Annotated in this window: 21 protein-coding genes; 5 read left to right on the top strand and 16 right to left on the bottom strand. The window is 35.0% G+C overall.

The genetic code is table 11. The annotated features are described in order from the left end of the window. Nucleotides 1-8: 8 nt before the first annotated feature. From deoC to HP569_RS11685, 8 genes are all read right to left on the bottom strand, one after another. A complete protein-coding gene (gene deoC, locus HP569_RS11720; RefSeq protein ID WP_182201360.1) occupies nucleotides 9-680 on the bottom strand; it encodes a deoxyribose-phosphate aldolase in 672 nt (223 codons plus the stop codon). Between the two features lie 41 nt (nucleotides 681-721). Continuing rightward, on the bottom strand, nucleotides 722-1,129 hold the full coding sequence (gene cdd, locus HP569_RS11715; protein WP_182201359.1) for a cytidine deaminase: 408 nt from the start codon (nucleotides 1,127-1,129) through the stop codon (nucleotides 722-724). Nucleotides 1,130-1,154: 25 nt separating this feature from the next. Then, nucleotides 1,155-1,973: a purine-nucleoside phosphorylase gene (locus HP569_RS11710; RefSeq protein WP_182201358.1), complete on the bottom strand. Its 819-nt coding sequence runs from the start codon at nucleotides 1,971-1,973 to the stop codon at nucleotides 1,155-1,157. Between the two features lie 13 nt (nucleotides 1,974-1,986). Next, nucleotides 1,987-3,168 (bottom strand): phosphopentomutase, encoded by a 1,182-nt coding sequence (gene deoB / locus HP569_RS11705; protein ID WP_182201357.1) that lies wholly within the window; start codon nucleotides 3,166-3,168, stop codon nucleotides 1,987-1,989. Nucleotides 3,169-3,189: 21 nt separating this feature from the next. Beyond that, a complete protein-coding gene (locus tag HP569_RS11700) occupies nucleotides 3,190-3,354 on the bottom strand; it encodes a XapX domain-containing protein (protein WP_182201356.1) in 165 nt (54 codons plus the stop codon). Between the two features lie 67 nt (nucleotides 3,355-3,421). Next, nucleotides 3,422-4,726, bottom strand: a complete 1,305-nt coding sequence (locus HP569_RS11695) for a pyrimidine-nucleoside phosphorylase (RefSeq protein WP_182201355.1) — start codon at nucleotides 4,724-4,726, stop codon at nucleotides 3,422-3,424. 42 nt (nucleotides 4,727-4,768) lie between these two features. Next, complete coding sequence (locus tag HP569_RS11690; RefSeq protein WP_182201354.1) at nucleotides 4,769-5,965, bottom strand: NupC/NupG family nucleoside CNT transporter; 1,197 nt, start codon at nucleotides 5,963-5,965, stop codon at nucleotides 4,769-4,771. A gap of 224 nt (nucleotides 5,966-6,189) precedes the next feature. Continuing rightward, nucleotides 6,190-6,915, bottom strand: a complete 726-nt coding sequence (locus HP569_RS11685) for a GntR family transcriptional regulator (RefSeq protein ID WP_182201353.1) — start codon at nucleotides 6,913-6,915, stop codon at nucleotides 6,190-6,192. Nucleotides 6,916-7,109: 194 nt separating this feature from the next. Between HP569_RS11685 and HP569_RS11680 the strand changes: the two genes are divergently transcribed. The 3 genes from HP569_RS11680 to HP569_RS11670 all read left to right on the top strand — a co-directional run bounded on the left by HP569_RS11680 (nucleotide 7,110) and on the right by HP569_RS11670 (nucleotide 8,273). Further along, on the top strand, nucleotides 7,110-7,202 hold the full coding sequence (locus HP569_RS11680) for a YjcZ family sporulation protein (RefSeq protein WP_182201352.1): 93 nt from the start codon (nucleotides 7,110-7,112) through the stop codon (nucleotides 7,200-7,202). 157 nt (nucleotides 7,203-7,359) lie between these two features. Continuing rightward, nucleotides 7,360-7,644, top strand: coding sequence for a spore coat protein (locus HP569_RS11675; protein WP_182201351.1), 285 nt, complete (start codon nucleotides 7,360-7,362; stop codon nucleotides 7,642-7,644). A gap of 170 nt (nucleotides 7,645-7,814) precedes the next feature. Next, entirely contained in the window at nucleotides 7,815-8,273 is a 459-nt protein-coding gene (locus HP569_RS11670; protein ID WP_246367123.1) for a hypothetical protein, read from the top strand. A gap of 51 nt (nucleotides 8,274-8,324) precedes the next feature. Here the strand turns inward: HP569_RS11670 and HP569_RS11665 are convergent, their stop codons facing one another. Continuing rightward, complete coding sequence (locus HP569_RS11665; protein ID WP_182201350.1) at nucleotides 8,325-8,519, bottom strand: CsbD family protein; 195 nt, start codon at nucleotides 8,517-8,519, stop codon at nucleotides 8,325-8,327. 131 nt (nucleotides 8,520-8,650) lie between these two features. On the opposite strand from HP569_RS11665, the gene HP569_RS11660 reads away from it, so the two are divergent. Both HP569_RS11660 and HP569_RS11655 read left to right on the top strand, forming a co-directional pair. Then, nucleotides 8,651-8,938: a hypothetical protein gene (locus HP569_RS11660; protein ID WP_182201349.1), complete on the top strand. Its 288-nt coding sequence runs from the start codon at nucleotides 8,651-8,653 to the stop codon at nucleotides 8,936-8,938. 86 nt (nucleotides 8,939-9,024) lie between these two features. Then, nucleotides 9,025-9,519, top strand: coding sequence for a ferritin (locus HP569_RS11655; protein ID WP_182201348.1), 495 nt, complete (start codon nucleotides 9,025-9,027; stop codon nucleotides 9,517-9,519). A gap of 173 nt (nucleotides 9,520-9,692) precedes the next feature. On the opposite strand, the gene HP569_RS11650 is transcribed toward HP569_RS11655, so the two are convergent. From HP569_RS11650 to HP569_RS11620, 7 genes are all read right to left on the bottom strand, one after another. Beyond that, the gene (locus HP569_RS11650) at nucleotides 9,693-10,316 is read right to left on the bottom strand and encodes a DsbA family protein (protein ID WP_182201347.1); all 624 of its coding nucleotides are present in this window, start codon (nucleotides 10,314-10,316) and stop codon (nucleotides 9,693-9,695) included. A 117-nt stretch (nucleotides 10,317-10,433) separates the two neighbouring features. Beyond that, complete coding sequence (locus HP569_RS11645) at nucleotides 10,434-12,356, bottom strand: family 16 glycosylhydrolase (protein WP_182201346.1); 1,923 nt, start codon at nucleotides 12,354-12,356, stop codon at nucleotides 10,434-10,436. 78 nt (nucleotides 12,357-12,434) lie between these two features. Beyond that, a complete protein-coding gene (locus HP569_RS11640; protein WP_220464468.1) occupies nucleotides 12,435-13,265 on the bottom strand; it encodes a carbohydrate ABC transporter permease in 831 nt (276 codons plus the stop codon). Beyond that, on the bottom strand, nucleotides 13,262-14,143 hold the full coding sequence (locus HP569_RS11635; RefSeq protein WP_182201344.1) for a carbohydrate ABC transporter permease: 882 nt from the start codon (nucleotides 14,141-14,143) through the stop codon (nucleotides 13,262-13,264). Before HP569_RS11635 ends, HP569_RS11640 begins: the two co-directional genes overlap by 4 nt. 98 nt (nucleotides 14,144-14,241) lie before the next feature. Beyond that, nucleotides 14,242-15,519 (bottom strand): ABC transporter substrate-binding protein, encoded by a 1,278-nt coding sequence (locus HP569_RS11630; RefSeq protein ID WP_182201343.1) that lies wholly within the window; start codon nucleotides 15,517-15,519, stop codon nucleotides 14,242-14,244. A 151-nt stretch (nucleotides 15,520-15,670) separates the two neighbouring features. Beyond that, complete coding sequence (locus tag HP569_RS11625) at nucleotides 15,671-17,185, bottom strand: glycoside hydrolase family 31 protein (protein WP_182201342.1); 1,515 nt, start codon at nucleotides 17,183-17,185, stop codon at nucleotides 15,671-15,673. 157 nt (nucleotides 17,186-17,342) lie between these two features. Further along, nucleotides 17,343-18,911 (bottom strand): response regulator transcription factor, encoded by a 1,569-nt coding sequence (locus tag HP569_RS11620; RefSeq protein ID WP_182201341.1) that lies wholly within the window; start codon nucleotides 18,909-18,911, stop codon nucleotides 17,343-17,345. Between the last annotated feature and the right edge of the window lie 12 nt (nucleotides 18,912-18,923).

The raw sequence follows: 18,923 nt of genomic DNA, 5'->3' as shown, positions 1-18,923 counted from the left end.
ATTGAAGTTTAATAATCACTTGTTGATGTTTTCCCTTGTACGATTGCAACACTTGCACTAGCACCAATACGAGAAGCTCCCGCTTGTACCATTGCTTCTGCAGTTTCTTGATCACGTACTCCACCAGAAGCTTTTACTCCAATATCTTTTCCAACAGTTTGACGCATTAAGCGAATATCCTCTACCGTTGCGCCACCCGTGGAGAAGCCAGTGGATGTTTTTACATAATCTGTACCTGCTTCAACAGCTAATTTGCACGCTGTTTCTTTTTCTTCATCGGTTAATAAGCATGTTTCGATGATCACTTTGACTAGCGCTCGACCTTTAGCAGCCTCAACGACAGCTTGGATATCCGATTTAACTAGCTCTTTGTTACCATCTTTTAATGCGCCGATATTAATAACCATATCAACCTCTGTTGCACCATTATCGATCGCATCTTTCGTTTCTAATGCTTTCACATTAGATGTAGATGCCCCTAAAGGAAAACCGATAACCGTACACACAGCTACATCTGAACCAGCCAACAAATTAGCCGCTTCCTTCACCCATGTTGGATTTACACACACAGAATAGAAACCATGTTCTCTGGCTTCCTGACATAAGGTTGTAATTTGTTGTTTTGATGTATCTGGTTTAAGTGCAGTGTGATCAATTTTATTTGCTAATTGATTTGCCATTTTAATCTCTCCTGATATTAGATTTACTTTATTATTATTAGTTATTTAGCATTGGATAGGTCATCTGATACAAAAGCACCTGGTAATAACTCACTTACTGTTGTCTCTTGGATGTCGCCATGTAAATTTGTTAAAACGACCTTCATATCAGGTGCACATAATTCCGCCAGCACTTGACGACAGGCACCACAAGGGGATACAGGTCGATCGGTATCAGCAACAACGACAAGCAAATCAAATGAACGAGCACCTGAAGCATATGCATGGAATAAAGCTGTTCGCTCTGCACAATTCGCTAAGGAATAAGCAGCATTTTCAATGTTACAGCCATGAAAAATTTCACCATCAGTCGTTCGTAATGACGCACCTACTTTAAATTTTGAATAGGGTGTATAAGCCATTTCCCTAGCCTTCTTTGCTTCTTCAACTAGCTTTTCTTGGATTGCCATTGTATTTCCTCCTCAGCTTAGCATTTTAACTCATACGAGCTAACACATCTTTAACAAAACGTAAAAAAGAATCTCTTACTTTCTCTGTTGTTTCAATTACTTCATCGTGTGATAGTGGTTGGTCTAAAATACCTGCTGCCATGTTTGAAATACAAGAAACACCTAAACAATTCATTCCTGCATGTCGTGCCACAATAACCTCTGGGACTGTCGACATACCTACTGCATCTCCGCCAACTTTTTGGAGCATACGAATTTCTGCTGGCGTTTCATAGCTTGGGCCAGTATTCCATACATAAACGCCTTCTTTTAAGTCTAAGTTCATTTCTTTAGCTACATCACGTGCAACTTCTTGTAATGCTCTATCATACGCTGTAGACATATCTGGGAATCGAACACCTAACTTAGATTCGTTTGGTCCAATTAGCGGATCCTGTCCTGTATTATTTATATGATCAGTAATTAACATTAAGTCACCTGGATTTAAAGCTGGGTTTACACCACCAGCTGCGTTTGTTACAACAAGCTTTTCTACGCCTAATGCTTTCATTACTCTTACAGGGAAAGTTACTGCCTCTAATCCATAGCCTTCATAATAATGAAAACGGCCTTGCATTGCAACAACCGGTACACCCATTAAAGTACCACTTACAAGTTGTCCAGCATGTCCTTCAACAGTCGAAACTGGAAATCCTGGTATAGTTTCGTATTTAATTTTTACTGGATTTTCAATTTCATCAGCAAGCATTCCTAAACCAGAACCTAAAATCAAACCTACTTTTGGTGAGATACTTAATTTTTCAGTTATATAAGAAGCTGCTTCTTGAATGTTTTGTATATTCATTTGTTGATCCTCCTTATTTAATGTCTTTTAAAAAGCTAACACCATGTTCTGGCATTTTTATTTCAAAGTTATCTGCAATCGTTGCACCTATATCTGCAAATGTTTTTCTTATTGGAAGCTCTTTTCCTTCCGTAATCCCTTTATGGTGAACAAGCAATGGTACATACTCACGAGTGTGATCTGTTCCATGATGAACAGGGTCGTTCCCATGATCTGCAGTTATGATTAATAAGTCATCTTCTCTTAATTTCTCTAACACTTCTGGTAGTCTTTCGTCAAATGTTTCCAACGCCTTTCCATAACCTTCTGGATCTCTACGGTGACCATATTTCGCATCAAAATCTACTAAGTTAAGGAAATTTAACCCTTTAAAATCTTTGTCAATAGATTGAATGAATTTCTCCATGCCATCATCATTATCTTTTGTACGAATAGCTTCCGTTACTCCTTCTCCGTCATATATATCTGAAATTTTCCCAAGAGCAACGACATCATAATTATTATCCTTCATCTCATTCATTACTGTACGTCCAAACGGTTTAAGTGCATAGTCATGACGATTAGAAGTTCGTTCAAAAGCGCCTGGTTCACCAACAAATGGACGAGCGATAATGCGACCGATCATATATTTGTCATTCTTAGTCAAAGCACGCGCGATTTCGCATATTTCATATTGTTCCTCGATTGGAATTATATCCTCATGAGCAGCAATTTGTAATACAGAATCGGCTGATGTATAAACAATTAATGCACCAGTTTCCATATGCTCTGGACCTAATTCATCAACAATCTCTGTACCAGATGCAGGCTTATTCCCTATAATTTTACGACCTGTTTTCTCCTCCAACTGTTGTAATAAATCATCTGGGAATCCATCTGGGAATGTTTGGAATGGTTGATCGATATGAAGGCCCATGATCTCCCAATGACCGGTCATCGTATCTTTTCCATTTGATGCTTCTTGCATTTTTGTGAAATGTGCAAGCGGCTTCGCTGCCTTATCAATCCCTTTAATTTCCCGAATATTACTTAAGCCTAATTCTCCTATAGTCGGCATATTAAGTCCCTTCATTGCTTCAGCAATATGACCAAGTGTGTCCGCACCAATATCATTAAAGTCTGCTGCATCAGGTGCTTCCCCTATTCCCACTGAGTCCATAACTACTAGAAAAACTCGATTAAAAGGTTTATTCATTCTTATGACTTCCTTTCTATTTTAAATTAAAGTTCGTATCCAATCTCCAATAAAGCCACCTAGATATATCCCTACAATCCCCAGCACTCCTGTTAAAACAGGTGGTGCTGGTAATGGTAACTTTAAAAATTTGAATAAAACACCTACAATAATACCAGCAACTATACTTAAAATAAGTTCTTTCATCGGCACTCTCCTACCTTATTATATTGTACCTACAGCATGGTGCGATGTCCAACCTTTCTAGATGTCTTTACGAATGAATGACGCTATAGATCAATTCATTTGTTATAGGTGATTTTCCATCAATTGTATATGCTTGTTGAATCTTCTCTATCACTTCATCTACATTCTCTTGATTGCTGTGAATCGTAACAATTGTTTCGCCCTCTTGCACTGCATCACCAATTTTTTTCTTCAACACAAGACCAACTGCCAAATCAATTTCAGAATCTTTTGTCATACGTCCTGCACCAAGCATACTAGCAGCGACACCAATTTCATCTGCAATAATTTCAGTTACATACCCAGATTTCTTAGCTTTAACCTCAATTTGATTAGCGGCTGTCGGTAGTCTACTTGGATCATCAACTATGGATGCATCTCCACCTTGTGAAGCAATAAATGTTTTAAACTTTTCAATAGCTTTACCTGAACGCATAACATCTTCTAACAACTCACGTGCATGTTCAATAGAGTCTGCTTTATCAGCTAAATAAACCATTTGACTGCCTAATGTTAAGCAAAGCTCATGTAAATCAGCTGGACCATTTCCTTGAAGCGTATCAATTGCTTCTTTTACTTCAAGTGCGTTTCCAATTGCTAATCCAAGTGGTTGATTCATATCAGAGATAACAGCAATTGTATTACGGCCAGCACCATTACCTATCTCAACCATTGCTTTTGCTAAAGCTTTTGCATCATCCAAATCTTTCATAAATGCTCCAGAGCCTGTTTTTACATCCAATACAATTGCATCCGCTCCAGAAGCAATTTTTTTACTCATAATCGAGCTTGCAATTAAAGGTATAGAGTTAACAGTTGCAGTAACATCGCGCAAGCTATATAGTTTCTTATCAGCTGGCGTTAAATTTCCGCTTTGACCAACAACAGCAATTTTGTTCTCGTTGACCAATTTATTAAACGTTGGACCATCTAGTTCAACTTGAAATCCTTCAATCGATTCTAATTTATCTATTGTTCCACCTGTATGACCAAGTCCTCGACCAGACATCTTAGCCACTGGAACACCTAACGCTGCGACTAGTGGTGCTAAGATTAATGTTGTAGTATCTCCAACACCGCCTGTACTGTGCTTATCTACCTTAATCCCATCAATATCGGATAGATCAATCTGGTCACCCGACTCTACCATTGCCATCGTTAAATTTACGCGTTCATCTTTTGTCATATCTTGAAAATACAATGCCATCGCTAAAGCTGAAACTTGATAATCTGGTATTTCATCGTTTGTGTATCCTTCAACAACAAAATCGATCTCTTCTTTTGTTAATGCTTTTCCATCTCTCTTTTTTGCAATAATATCTACCATTCTCATGTTTATCTTCCTCTCTTATAAAGAAAATATTTTATTTAAAGTTTAAAAAAACATACCAGCGACAGCTGCACTTAATAACGAAGCTAACATACCAGCAGCTACAGCACGAAGACCTAGAGTAGCAATATCTTTACGACGATTTGGAGCTAAACCTCCCAAACCACCTAGCAAAATGGCCATCGAGCTTAAATTAGCAAATCCACATAATGCAAAGCTCACTATTAAATTCGTCTTTTCAGATAGTGAACCCATCTCAGAAGTAAAAGAAGCATAAGCAACAAATTCATTTAAAACCAACTTTTGTCCAATAAAACTTCCAGCAGTTATTGCTTCAGACCAAGGAACACCTATTGCAAATGCAACTGGAGAGAAGATATAACCTAGGATTCCTTCTAAAGTTATACCGCCAAATATACCTAAGATACCGTTTACTAAAGCAATTAAAGCTATAAACGCTAGAAGCATTGCCCCTACATTTAGGGCTAACTTTAACCCATCACTGGCACCTTTGGCAGCAGCATCAATCACATTAACCGTTTCTGTGTCTTTTTCTAGCTCAACTTCATCTGTCGTTTGTGATGTTTCCGTTTCAGGCATCATCATTTTAGCCATAACTAACCCTGAAGGTGCAGCCATAAAACTAGCAGCTAATAAATATTCAAGCGGCACACCTAATAATGAATAACCAACTAATACAGACCCAGCTACAGAAGCAAGACCACCTGTCATTACTGCAAAAAGTTCTGACTTAGTCATTTTTTCCAAAAATGGACGAACAACTAACGGTGCCTCTGTTTGCCCAACAAAAATATTAGATGCTGCAGAAATTGACTCGGCTTTACTAGTCCCCAATAGCTTAGATAATCCACCACCTAATATCTTAATAAACTGTTGCATGATCCCTAAGTAATACAAAACTGATATAAGCGCTGAAAAGAATATAATAATTGGTAACACATGAAAAGCAAATATCGTTCCAAATTCATCGCTATCTGCTAATGAACCAAATAAGAAACTAATTCCTTCATTTGCATAATTTATTATATCCTGCACGCGTAAAGTAAACCATTCTAATCCTTCTTTTCCTTTTTCCCACTTTAATACAATAAAAGCAAAAGCGATTTGAATGGATAAACCACCAATGATCGTTCGCAATCGTATTGACTTTTTATTTGTTGAAAAAAGAAACGCAATGGATAACACTACAGCTATCCCGAAAATACCCCATATTAAATTCATGCTGTACACTCTCTTTCTCTCTGTAATTTCGACATCTTCATTTATTTTATCCCTTTTATATGCAAGTAAAACATCCAAACAAACCCCTTGATGTAATCCCTTACAAGCTATCTACTCTTATGATAAAGGTTAGACGTCCAACAAGTCAATTGTTTTCATGAAAAATTAAAACTTTTATAACAAAAAAACCTGATAACATTTTTTATGTCAACAGGTTTTTATAATTATAGAACTCTTTTCCGAAATACGTTAAAGCTCACTTGATCAGATCTAAAAAAGTTTAAAGAATATAAAATTGGTTTATCACTTGTATCAAAATGAATTTGTTTTAGAACCAATAAAGGAATACCTGACTCACACTTTAGTATACGCGAGATTTCTTTGTGATAACCAACCGTTTTTATATCCGCTTTAGCATAACTAATTGTAATTCCTGCATTACGGTGTAAAGAATCAAAAATAGACTCTCCTTCTAACTCAAATCCATCTTCTAATAGTTTGGCGGGAATTTTATCTATACAATAAACCAAAGGATCTTGATTAGCTGTTCTAACACGTTTGACGAGCATTACTTTTTCATTTGAGTCCATTTGCAATTCAGTAACATCATCTAAATGTGGGTCAACTAAACCAGAAAAAAGCAATTCTGTTCCCGGTTCTTTCTGCTCACCTTTTATCATATCAGTAATGCTGAATAACTCTTCTAATCCCCCTGAAAAAATTGGCTTTTTATTTACGAAGGTACCCACACCATGTTTTCGAATAATAATATTCTCTTCTTCTAATATTCGTAATGCTTCTCTTAATGTGTTTCTTGATACGTGTAATTCTTTAGCGAAATCAGTTTCTGAGGGTAAACGTTCGCCTGGCTCCAATTCGCCTTCTTTAATTTTTGTCTTTATTTGCTCAATCACAACGAGATATCTTGGTGTTTGATAGTTATAAACCACTCTGTTTCCCCCTTTATTTACATATTTCTATTCGAATACGCTTTCATGTTTGTTTTATTATAGCACGGATTACCGATCTAATTAAGCTTACTAGTAAATAAAATTATATTGGAACATTTGCCCAATCAGAAAAATAGCCAATAGCATAGGATGTACTGTAGATTTACAATAATTCGTTACGGGAGGAAATCAAAATGAGTCATTGTGGTGGATATGATAATACGTTTGTTTTAATTGTGGTGCTGTTTATTCTTCTCATTATTGTCGGTGCTACTTTCTACGCATAAACCAATACAATCAAGAAGAGATTTTTTTACATTCTCTTCTTGATTGTTTTTATAGGACATCAACCCAAGAGTTTTTGCCTATCTCGCATAAGATATACGGAAACTTTTAATTAACCATTATGTTACTAATATAGAAGGATTCGAAAGGAGAAATAAAATGTATCGTTATAACAACTTGCACGATCTGCCTTATCAACAAGGTTATCGAAGAAGACCGGGATTCGGATTTGGCGGTCCCTACTCAGGATTCGGGGCATTTCCGGGTCCAGGATTCGGACGCCCAGGTTTTGGATTTGGTTTTGGATCACCACTAATAGGTTTTGGTGTACCATTCTTGACTGGCGTAGCAGCAGGATCATTATTAGCCCCAGGTTATGGACCACCAGGATATGGACCAGGCTACGGACCGGGTTATGGTTATCAATCTTACCCTTATTATTAAAAGGTTTCTCTGAGCTTTGTTAACGCAACAAAGCTCATTTTTAATTTATTTGCATATGGGTAAACACACAATTTAACAGGTACAAGTTAAATTTTCATGCTTAAAACATAGGATGTGATAAGAGTCCAATAGGCTTTAATATAAAATTATTTCTGCAAGGAGTAGATACCATGTATTCAGACCATTCATATGGATATCATTACATGCACGATCAAAATGATTGTTATCATTGCCCACCTCAGGAATCTAATGATATATATAACGAATTAAATGACCAACGACAATTGTTTCCGTGGCTTCCGACGTTCGGAGGCGGACCAGGTGGACCAGGCTCTCCACCACCATTTCCACCTCCAGGCCAAGGTTCACAACCGGGACCACCGACGGGGCCACCACCAGAATTCACGCCATCCCAGACACAACAAGCACAAACTTTTGCGGTGGATCCAGGAAGTATTCGAGGATGCTTATATCGTTACACCTATGTTTGGCTTAGAGGTTTTCAACAGTTCTGGTTTTATCCAACGTATGTAGGAAGAAGATCTGTTTCAGGTTACCGATGGAATGGATTTAGGTGGGTTTATTTCGGCATCGACCTACGTGAAATTCAATCATTTATCTGTGTCTAAATTTTTCAAAAAAGGTGGCATGATCATCAACTGATCTGCCACCTTTTTTACTTAACGATTAACGTTATCCTCAGATTCCTTTTTCTCAGCTACTTTATCTTGCATTTTACCTTTTGCTTTATCTTTCTTTCCTTCAGCTTGAAGTTTAGGATCATTTGTTGCGTTTCCAATCTGATCTTTCGCTTCTCCTTTTAACTTGCTAACCGCACCTTTCACTTTATCGCTTATGCCTTTTTGTTCATTCATCAGTTTACACTCCTTTTTTAAGTGTTGGTATATGTTTACCACATAGAAAAACAAATAAAACATTTGATAATAATAAAATGATTCTAGCTAACAATAAGGTTAACTTACATATAAACAGGGAGTGTTCTATTGTGGAGGAGTTTCCGATTATTCATACGAATTTCTGGGATGCAATACTTGCTGTACCAATTGTCGTCATACTTACACAAATCATTAAAGTATGGTTACATATTAAGCCTGTTCTTGTTCCAACAATAGCAAATATCATAGGCTTACTTATCTCTATATTTTTTGCGCATAAAAACAATATATGGGCTGGTATTTTTATGGGTTTCTTTTATGGAAATGCCAGTGTCGGTGTCTATGCATCACTTAAAACAAGTCTAATAACATTTAAAAAGAAACGACTGCAAAAATAATTCTTCTCTTTTCTTAGGTCATGAAAGAACACACCGTTTGAATAGGGCATAACCTAGTATAAATACAACAAACAGGAGTGTGTTAAATGGTTAAAGATGAAGTGCAGCAATTACTGAATCAATTAATTCAAATTGAGCAAATATCGACCACATTATATTTAGCTATGTCGGCCTATATGGATAGAAAAAACTACACAGGTATGACCAAATGGTTAAAATTACAATCTGACGAAGAACGTACACATATGTTAACGTTAATTGATTATTTATCCGGAAAAGATGGTGTAGTAAAGATTGGTGAAATTCCAGCACAAGCAAGCAACTATGGGACTCCGTTAGAAACGTTTGAAAAAGTACTTGAACACGAACGATATGTTACAGATGCTTATCGTCAAGCTTATGATTATATTAAACAAATTGATCCACAAACAGCTGTCATTGTTCAAGACTTTCTCCGCGAGCAAATTGATGAGGAAGCACAAGCCTTAACAATTGTAGAACGTCTAAAACTAGCAGGGAACAATTCTTCAGCCATCCTACTTATAGACCAAGAGCTTGGTCAAAGGCAAGCTAGGGTATAAAGAGAGCACTTAGTATTTTGATATAAAAGGAGTAGCACGGAGCCTATTCAAAGTATTAAAGACAAAAAATAACATAAATATCCCACAAGGAGCAAAATGAGGTATCTATTCTTCCTACGCTTAGAAAAAAAGAACCAAGTCCTGTAAAACAAGAGCTTGGTTCAAGCGTTATTTTATTCGTTAATTAACGATTCAATTTCTTTAACATTAAAGGGTTCTTCTACTTTCACTCCGTTTACAAACACACTTGGAACGGATTCAATCCCTAAACCACGAGTGTATTTTCGAGTAACATTAATAGGATCCATTTCATTGTCTTGAAGCATCATATCCTGATCAAGATCGTATTCCGAAATGATATCTTTAATGTATTGTTCTGTTCCCCAAATTCCGTCTTGGCTTTGCGCATCGCTCATAACTCTCCTAGCAATCTCGTAATATTTTTCTTTATTATAGCGAATGAGATTTTGATCAAATTGAGACAGTCGTAGAGATGCATCGTTCAAATAAACCATTGATTGCATTCTAAATTTAGCCTTACCAGTTTCGATATATTTCTGCTCCAATTCAGGTAGCACTTCGCCCATCCAATTCTTGCACGCTGGACATGAATAATCAAATGCTAAAAAGATTTCATTATTAGCATCCTCTTCTCCTAAATATACGGTTTTTTGGCCATCAATTGGGGTAGTTTTGAATTTTTCCACAGAAGTCGTGCTAATACCTAATAGAATTGCGGCGCCAATAACAACAAAAGCAAAAATCGATCCTATTATAATTAATGGTTTTTTCTTCACTCATTTCCCCTCCAAACATGCTCGTTTATTATAACCCTACTTTACTCCATAATGAATATTTTTTCCACTAAAAAATGGGACACTGGGGTCAGACCCCAATGTCCCATTTGAAAATATTTAATTAATATTAAAAGAAATTTCTCGCATAGCTATTTTATTGCCCCATGTGAAGCCTGCATCAGTAATAATTATTTTTATCTTTGATGTATTAACAGAATCAATATTGACAGCTAAAGTCTCACCGGCCTCTGTTTTTCCTGCATCAGTCCATGGAATAGTATATTCCTTATTCAAAGTAACCCACTGATTTCTACTTGAATCAAAGGATGCTACCTTAAATTTTCTAATTCCTTGATCTTGACCATAATTGGTTGTAAATGTAATAGTATCCAATGTAACTTCTTGCTTAAAGTCATACATTATATTTACTTCTTTATCTGTAGGCAGATAACTATTAGCAAAAACGAACTCGCCACTATTGCTTGCTAAATTACCATCAAAAAGCTTAGATAATTCAGCTTGATTGTTATCGATTCCTAAATTCTCACTTGAATATGGTGGAGGAGGAGTTACTTCCACATGTAACACTGGATTAGGAATGTTAGATCCTTCTTCTACATGAGGAAGGATACCGTTCTTAGTAATTGATTCTCCATTATTTAACTTTACTAAATCCTCTTCTGTAATAGGATCCCATTTCACAAATTCTTGTGTAACGATGCCATCATTCCAAGTTACATCAACATAAGAAAGTGTATCTGGCAAATTAGGTTCTGTGTATACTTGTCCTTCCTGTCCATTTACAGCTGAAGTATATTCTGTTAACTTTGCCTGTCCTTCCTGAACGGTTACTGTTGAATCTTCAATATGAGAAATCACTAATTCATTCTCAGGTAGTTCTGGCTGGTTCTCTGGTAGTTTCTTATATACTCTAACATAGTCAATGTTAAAAGAGTTTGGATATGGCATCCACTCCCAAGGGCCAGTCCATCCTCCAGCTCGCTTTTCATAAAGAGAGAATAATTGAATCATAGGATAGTCTATATTCACATTTTTACTACCTACTTCTACACCATCAATATAAAATACTAGTTTATCAGGAAAATCTCCAGATCCAGTCCCTTCTTGCCAATCTAATCCAAAAGTATGCCATTCATCATGGAAATTCGCATTATAATCTGTAAAATTCTCTCCTGAATCTTTAACATTAAAAGCATCCCCATCATTCCAATTATGGTAAGCCCGAGGTACTTTTGTAGCATTATTTCCTAATATCTCAAAAATATCAATTTCTGCAGAGTGTTCATTTCTGTCTTCAAAACCTAATAACCACCAAGCCGAATGTCTAGATGAGCCAGCTTGACCCTTTGATCTAATTTCATAATAACCATACTGATTAATGTGCGTTAGTTCTGTTTCAACTGGATTTCTCACTACATTTGCACCAGTCCAATTATGCAACGCATTTCTATTACCTGTTGTAAAGCCACTTACTACTGTTTGTCCATCAAATTCTGTTGCCCAAGGTTGCGTTTCTTCTTTTATTTGTAAATTCATTACTCCATTTTCTAAGTTATACGTCGGGCTAGCATGTTGGGGTGTTTTTGTCCAAGATGACAAATATTTATCTACCCAGTTAGCAGGGTTTAAATTGCCATCAATATTATTAAATTCATCATTAAATATAAGACGATACCCTTCTTTTTTTATTGGATTTGAAGGTATATGTCTCCCCCACTTTGCTATTAAAGTGATGTCTTTATCAGTTGAAAATGGAAAAATAACTTCATACTTGTTATTGTCTCCATAAAACCACCCTAGAAAATCATAGCCTTCTTTATTTAAGTCGGTAAAAGGGACTTGTTCTTCCTTCAGTGTTTCTCCTGTCAATAGATTAATCTGCTTTTCTAGTTCTCCGTTGTTAGGATTGAATGTAATTACATTGTCTGTCGCACCCAAAACACGTTCTGTTAATCCTTCTGCATTACTAAGAACGAATAAAATAATAGATACTAATAGAATCTTCGTGATTTTTTTCATTATCATCTTCCTTTTCAAGTAATGGTAATGACGTATAATCTCATTTATTCATTAATATTATATTAAACCTTATAGTAATTAACCTTTTACAGACCCTGCTACTACTCCTTCTATTACACGTTTTTGCATAAAAATGTAGAAAATGACTAGTGGTAATGTTGACATAACAAGCATTGGGAAGAACGATGTCCAGTCGGTTGAAAATGGACCAACGTTTCTATAAACCTGTTGTAACAACACCTGTTTTTCTGGTGATTGTATAAATAATAAAGGAGTCAAAAAATCGTTCCAAATTGCTAACGTATTTAAAATAACAACTGTCGAAACAATTGGTTTTAACAAAGGAAATATAATAACCCAAAAAGTTTTAAATGTGCCACAACCATCCATGAATGCAGCTTCTTCCAACTCAATTGGAACTGTGCTAATAAATCCACGCAATAAAAAAATTGATAATGGTAGATTTATACAAAAAACATTAACCAAAATAACACCTAAATGTGTATCCATTAAATTCAAACCAGAAATAATCTGATACAATGGTACAACAGCAATTTGAAAGGGAATGATTAATCCCACTAGAAAGATAGAATACATTACTTTAAAGATTTTCTTTTGACTTCTTGCAATTACATAGGCCGCCATCGTAGCGAAAAACACTAATAAAAGAACAGCAACAATAGTAATAATCAAATTATTCTTTAATGCTTGAAGGTAGTCCATTGCCTCTAAGGCTTTCGTATAATTTGAGAAATCTAAGGCTTTTGGCAAACCTAAAGGGCTAAGCGCCGCTTCTTCTGGAGATTTAAATGTTGTGACAACTAAATAATAAATTGGCACAATCATAATAATACAAATTATCGTCAATCCAATGGTATATAGCGATTTTCCAAGTATATTCTTCTTCATGATATTTTCCTTTCCCATTTATTTAAAAATGCAATTACTATCCTTGATAAGATGAATACCGCAACAAAAAATACTACTCCTAGAGCTGATGCATAGGCATTTCTTCCACTATTAAATCCTTCTCTAATAAGCGTAGTCATTATTGTCTCCGTTGCATATCCTGGCCCACCTTGTGTCATCGCTAAAATTACATCAAAGACTTTCATTCCATTTATTAAACTCAAAAGGATATTAAATGAAGCCGCTGGATACAACAAAGGCAAAGTAATTTTAAAGAATTTACTCATTTTGCTAGCTCCATCAATTTCCGCCGCTTCATAAAGTGCTGTGTCTATGCTTTTCAGATTCGCTATATAAATTACCATCAACCAACCGCTCCACTGCCAAACTTGTGTAGCTATTACTGAATACAGCGCAATATCTTTATTACCTAACCAATTAACCGGATCTCCACCGAAAAATTGTACAATGTTATTTAATAACCCATAATCCGCTGATGTCATAATATATTGGAATAGAAATCCTACCACTAGAATACTTAAAACTGCAGGTAAAAAAACTAATGATTTAACAAAGTTAGCTGACTTTGTTTTCTTATCTAGAAACACGGCCAATACGATAGCTATAGCATTTTGAACAACAAGCGTAATTAGAGCATAGATAATTGTATTTTTAATTCCGGCCAATGTTTTTGAGTCTTCAAAAAGCATTTTAAAATTATCTAATCCAACAAATTGAAGATCAGCGTTATATACAGACCAATTCGTTAAACTATAAAAGAAACTCATTGCTGTAGGAACAATATAAAGAATGAAAAACCCAATAAATGTTGGAAGAATCATCAACATAAAAACTCTTTGACGATTTTTGTTGTACATATCTGTCCCCTCAATTCTCTGTTTTACGTTTAAAATTTAAGAACAGTTGTACAGAAAACGATTGCAAAAACATGTTTTCTGTACAACTGATCATTTATTTAGTTTAGTGTGTTTCTTAAATTATCATTGGTTTCATCTGCATCTTGAAGTGCTTCTTCAACAGTTTTTGCTCCAGCTAGAACTTCTTGTAGTGATTTTCCATAAGCTTGTACAATTGGATTTCCTGAAGTCCAAACAGCTGTCCATGGCGCATAAACATTACCTGCTTTAAACGCCTCTTCACTATCTGTATAAATCTCTCCCAAATCTACTTCAACACCTTTTAAGAAAGAACTTCCAGCATTGTCTTCAACAAGTGCTAACTGCGCTTCTTCTGTCGCTGTTACCTCTAATACTTTAAGTGCTTCATCAATGTATTCAGAATTTGCATTAATTGCTAAAGCCGACCCTGGTCCACCTATTAACCAACCAGGACCTTCTTCTTTTCCTGGGATTGGAAACATACCAAGTTCTATATCTGGATTTTTCTCAAGAATAGTTGGCACCGCCCATGGTCCACTTTCCCACATTGCAGCCTTTCCAGTTGCAAATTGATCTAATGCTTGATCATAACTTAAACCGAGCATATCATCTGTTAGAATTCCTTCATCAATAATTTTAGACCATTCCTCTACAGCTGGAAGCCATGCCTCCGCTAACTTTGCTTCCCCTTCATTAAACTTATTATCAAATTCACTATTTGCTTCATCCGCATAGAATTCATTGTTTACTAACCCAATACTTTGTTTCATCATTGGCTCCCAAGATTGAGCACCCATTATTTGTGGTTTCACACCATTTTCATCTAACTTTTTACTTATAGCAATTAACTCATCCCATGTTTTAGGAACTTCTACACCATTTTCTTCAAAGATTTTTTTATTATAAAAGATACCTTCGAACCATGATTGTAATGGAGTTGCATAAATACCACCATCTATCGAATATGGCTTAAGACCTGCATCTGCATATTTAGAAGTGAAATCTTTATCTGAAAGATCTAGTAAATAGTTAGCTTTAGCTAGAAGTTTTGCTTCGCCACCCACTTCAATAATGTCTGGTCCTTCTCCAGCCTGTAGCTGTGCGTTTAAAACATTGTTAAAATTATCAAGTGCAACAAATTCAAATTCAATATCAATATTAGGAAGTTTTTCATCTAACATTTTTAAATACGTTGTTCTTGTAGATTCTGCATTATAAGCCATCATTCTAAGCTTCACTACTTCATCTTCCGAACCAGAATCTGTTTCCTCACTTCCTGACTCACTCGAACAACCTACCAATGCACCAACAAGCATAATCAAACTTAACAAAAATGCAAACGTTTTCTTTTTCATTTAAAACCCCTCTTTCTTTGTGATACATATATTGTAACCGCTTCATTAAAGACAATAAATAATCAATATTACGCTCTTAATGCGAAAAAAATACTATTTATTTAAGTAAATAAATAGTATTTCTTCATCAATAGTCATTTATATAACTATATTACGATTTCACCCGTTCTATTGTGATAGGAATACCTGGTGAACTAGCAAAATATAGATATTCACCTTTACTCTTTAATGTTTCTTCTCCATACTTCCATTCTCCTATTGGAATATAGACTTCTCTACCCGTTGCGCCTTGTTCATATACTGGTGCAACAAGTACATCGTCGCCCAACATGAATTGATCAATAATTTGTTCTACAGGCTCATTCGGAAAACAATAGGTCATATAACGAATAATAGGTTCGCCTGTTTCTTTTGCATGCGTTACTAAATCCTCAATAATAATTTGATATTTTTGTCTAAGTTGAACACTTTTTCTTATACTTTCAAAGCGCACCTCATCTAAAATGCGATAAGGAGCAGCTGAAAATTGCATCGCTGGCATTAAACACGCAATCTCACTATGTCGAACAAAAAGTTCAGCATCTAGTAAATGATCTGATCGATCTATAAAATTAAGGTATTCTCCACCGCCAATCATATCCGGACAGCTAAATGGATGACCTGTAATACCTTGTAACAGACTATTAGGAATTAAAGCATTAATTCCAGTATCTCCCCATGAATGTTCCTTATCACATAAACGTTGCAATAATGACATTCCACCTGCTTTGGTAGTAACACGGTATTCGTTTAGCGCATATTTTTCTCCAAACTTAGCCCACAGTAAAGATTGTTCATCAGGAGTAACATTGCCATATGTTACATTATCTTCATGATAGTAAAGGCTATCTCCCCCGTCGAACTTGAAGCCATCTATCCCTATTCCACTTAATTTTTCTAATTGTTTTTCCATCCAAGCTACCGAATTCGGATTAGAAAAATCTAAAGCAGCTGAGTATCCATTCCACCACTCCGTAATAAACGGTTTACCATTTTCATTTTTTATTAGTAAATCTTTATCTCTTGTTTCACGATATTCAACCGTGTCAGGTGTTATATATGGACTGATCCAAAGCATGACCTGAAAGCCTTTTTCATGTAGTTTGTTAATCATACTTTCTGGATTAGGAAATTTCTCTTTATTAAACGACCATTTTCCATAATAATCTGACCAACCATCATCTATCATTAGTACACCAGCTGGTAGATCATTGGTAAGAATATCTTCTGCATACTTTAAGATATCGTTTTCATTTTGATCAAACGTTAACTCAATCCAAGTGTTATAGATAGGATTTCTGAATAATTCCATACTTAAATGGTTACCCTGAAACGGAAAATGATCAGCCATTGCAGCTAAATAGGCACCTTTTAAATCCTGTTTACCCTCTACTAATTCTACACCCTCACCAATTTCTATTATCCCTTTTTCAAAGGTAACAACAAATCCTTTATCCGCCCAAATATATCTGCCCTTTGTTGAAAGAAAAAGTGGCATTACTTGATTTGGTGTTTGATTTAAAAATAAATCTACCTTATACGTATCTTCTTTTCCAATAGGCTGATTGATTCCTTCGTGTACATATCCACCATACCAATACTCATTTTCTAGCATTTTTATTTTCATTTTGTTCCCTCCTAGAATGAATAGCGACAAGAAAAAATTAATTCTTAGTTACTGTTCTGTCGATATACAGCAACATGATTACATTAAGATTCTCCTTCACTATAAAGAAGGTTATAGAATAAAAAAAGTAAGTAAATTATTCATTTCTACAAGTTTATTACTGTTTCTGTATCTGCACATGTTTGCGATATTCATTTGGTGTCATTTCTTCATATTTTTTAAATAATTTCGAAAAATAACTCGGATTATCATAGCCCACCTGAAAAGATATCTCATAACTCTTCATATCAGTCTCTAGTAAAAGCTCCTTGGCTCTCTTTAGCCTGAATTCGGTCAAGTAATGCCATAAACTAATACCGACTTCTCGTTTAAATAAATAACAAAAATAATTTTTACTAATTGAAATTTCATTACAAATATCTTCTAAAGAGAGACTTTTATTATAATTATTTTCTATAATCGTTATACCTTCCTTAACCAGATCACTATATGGCTGCGTGTTTTGCTCATGTTGATTTAGAACATCTGTTATTAATTCCCACATGTAATCTTTAAGATTGTTTATTGATTTCAAATCTAATACATCTTGATATGAAATGTCGGACAAATAGTCCATTTGTTTACTATTACTAGGTATACTTTTCTTTAAAATCATAATAATTTCAAAACAAATTTCATAAATAAGATCTAGTTCAAAAGGGTTAATTTGTTTAGATAAGTGAAAAATCTCATTTAATAGCCTCTCTGCACCGGCAATATCCCTTGCTTTTAAAGCTTCTTCCACTTCATTCATTAATGTATTACGTTGAATTTGCTTAAAATCTTCTTCTTTACAGTTGTAACCGTAACCTAATATATCTTCCTTATCTACATAAAAATTATATCTACACAAAAGCTTTGTTTGCTTATATTTTATTGGTAATTTTTTAAAATCACTTATTGTGTCACTAAAACACACTTTCACATTTAAGTTAAAGTCATCCTTTAATGTCGTCATTATTTCCCTACTAAGCTGAATAAGCGTTTCTTGATTAATATCAGAGAGCAAGGCTATCCATGAGTTACCATCGAATTCAAAAAAAATATTTTGATAGTCATTAAGCTTATTGTTCATAACACGAGTAATATAGCCCATCTGTAAAGATTCAATATTTTGCATATTAACGAATTCGTCAATCGTATTATAATACAGTTCAAAAATTAAAATATAATAGCTTTTAAAATTTAAATTTAATCCTTTTTGAAGCTTTAAGATATGATTTTTATTCACCCCTGTTTTCATGTAATTCCAAAGCTCAAGTTTTCTGATTTGCAATTCACTTTGAGTAATCATACGCTTTTGTTCTTCTTCAACGTCAATTTTTTCTGCGACTCTTTTTAAAGCTTCATTTAACTCTTGTTCATCGATTGGTTTTAGTATATAGTCTGAACATCCCATCTTCATAGCTGCTTGTATATTCAAAAAATCACCATACGCACTGACTAAGATTATTTTTGTTTGTTTATTACTCTCTCTAACTTTTTTGATAAACTCCATCCCAGTCATATTAGGCATTTGTATATCAGTAATAACAATATCTGGTTCACACTTTAAAAAGACATCATATGCTTCCATGCCATCCTTTGCATAACCAACTAACTCAAAATTAAACTTTTCCCAATCAATTAAACTTTCCAACATACGAATAGTAAGCAATTCATCATCCACTAATAAGACTTTTAACATTTTGGCCCCCCT

It is taken from the genome of Paraliobacillus salinarum (genome assembly GCF_014083865.1).
GTDB classification, from domain to species: Bacteria; Bacillota; Bacilli; order Bacillales; family Amphibacillaceae; genus Paraliobacillus; species Paraliobacillus salinarum.
This window is presented reverse-complemented; position numbering and strand designations above follow the sequence as displayed.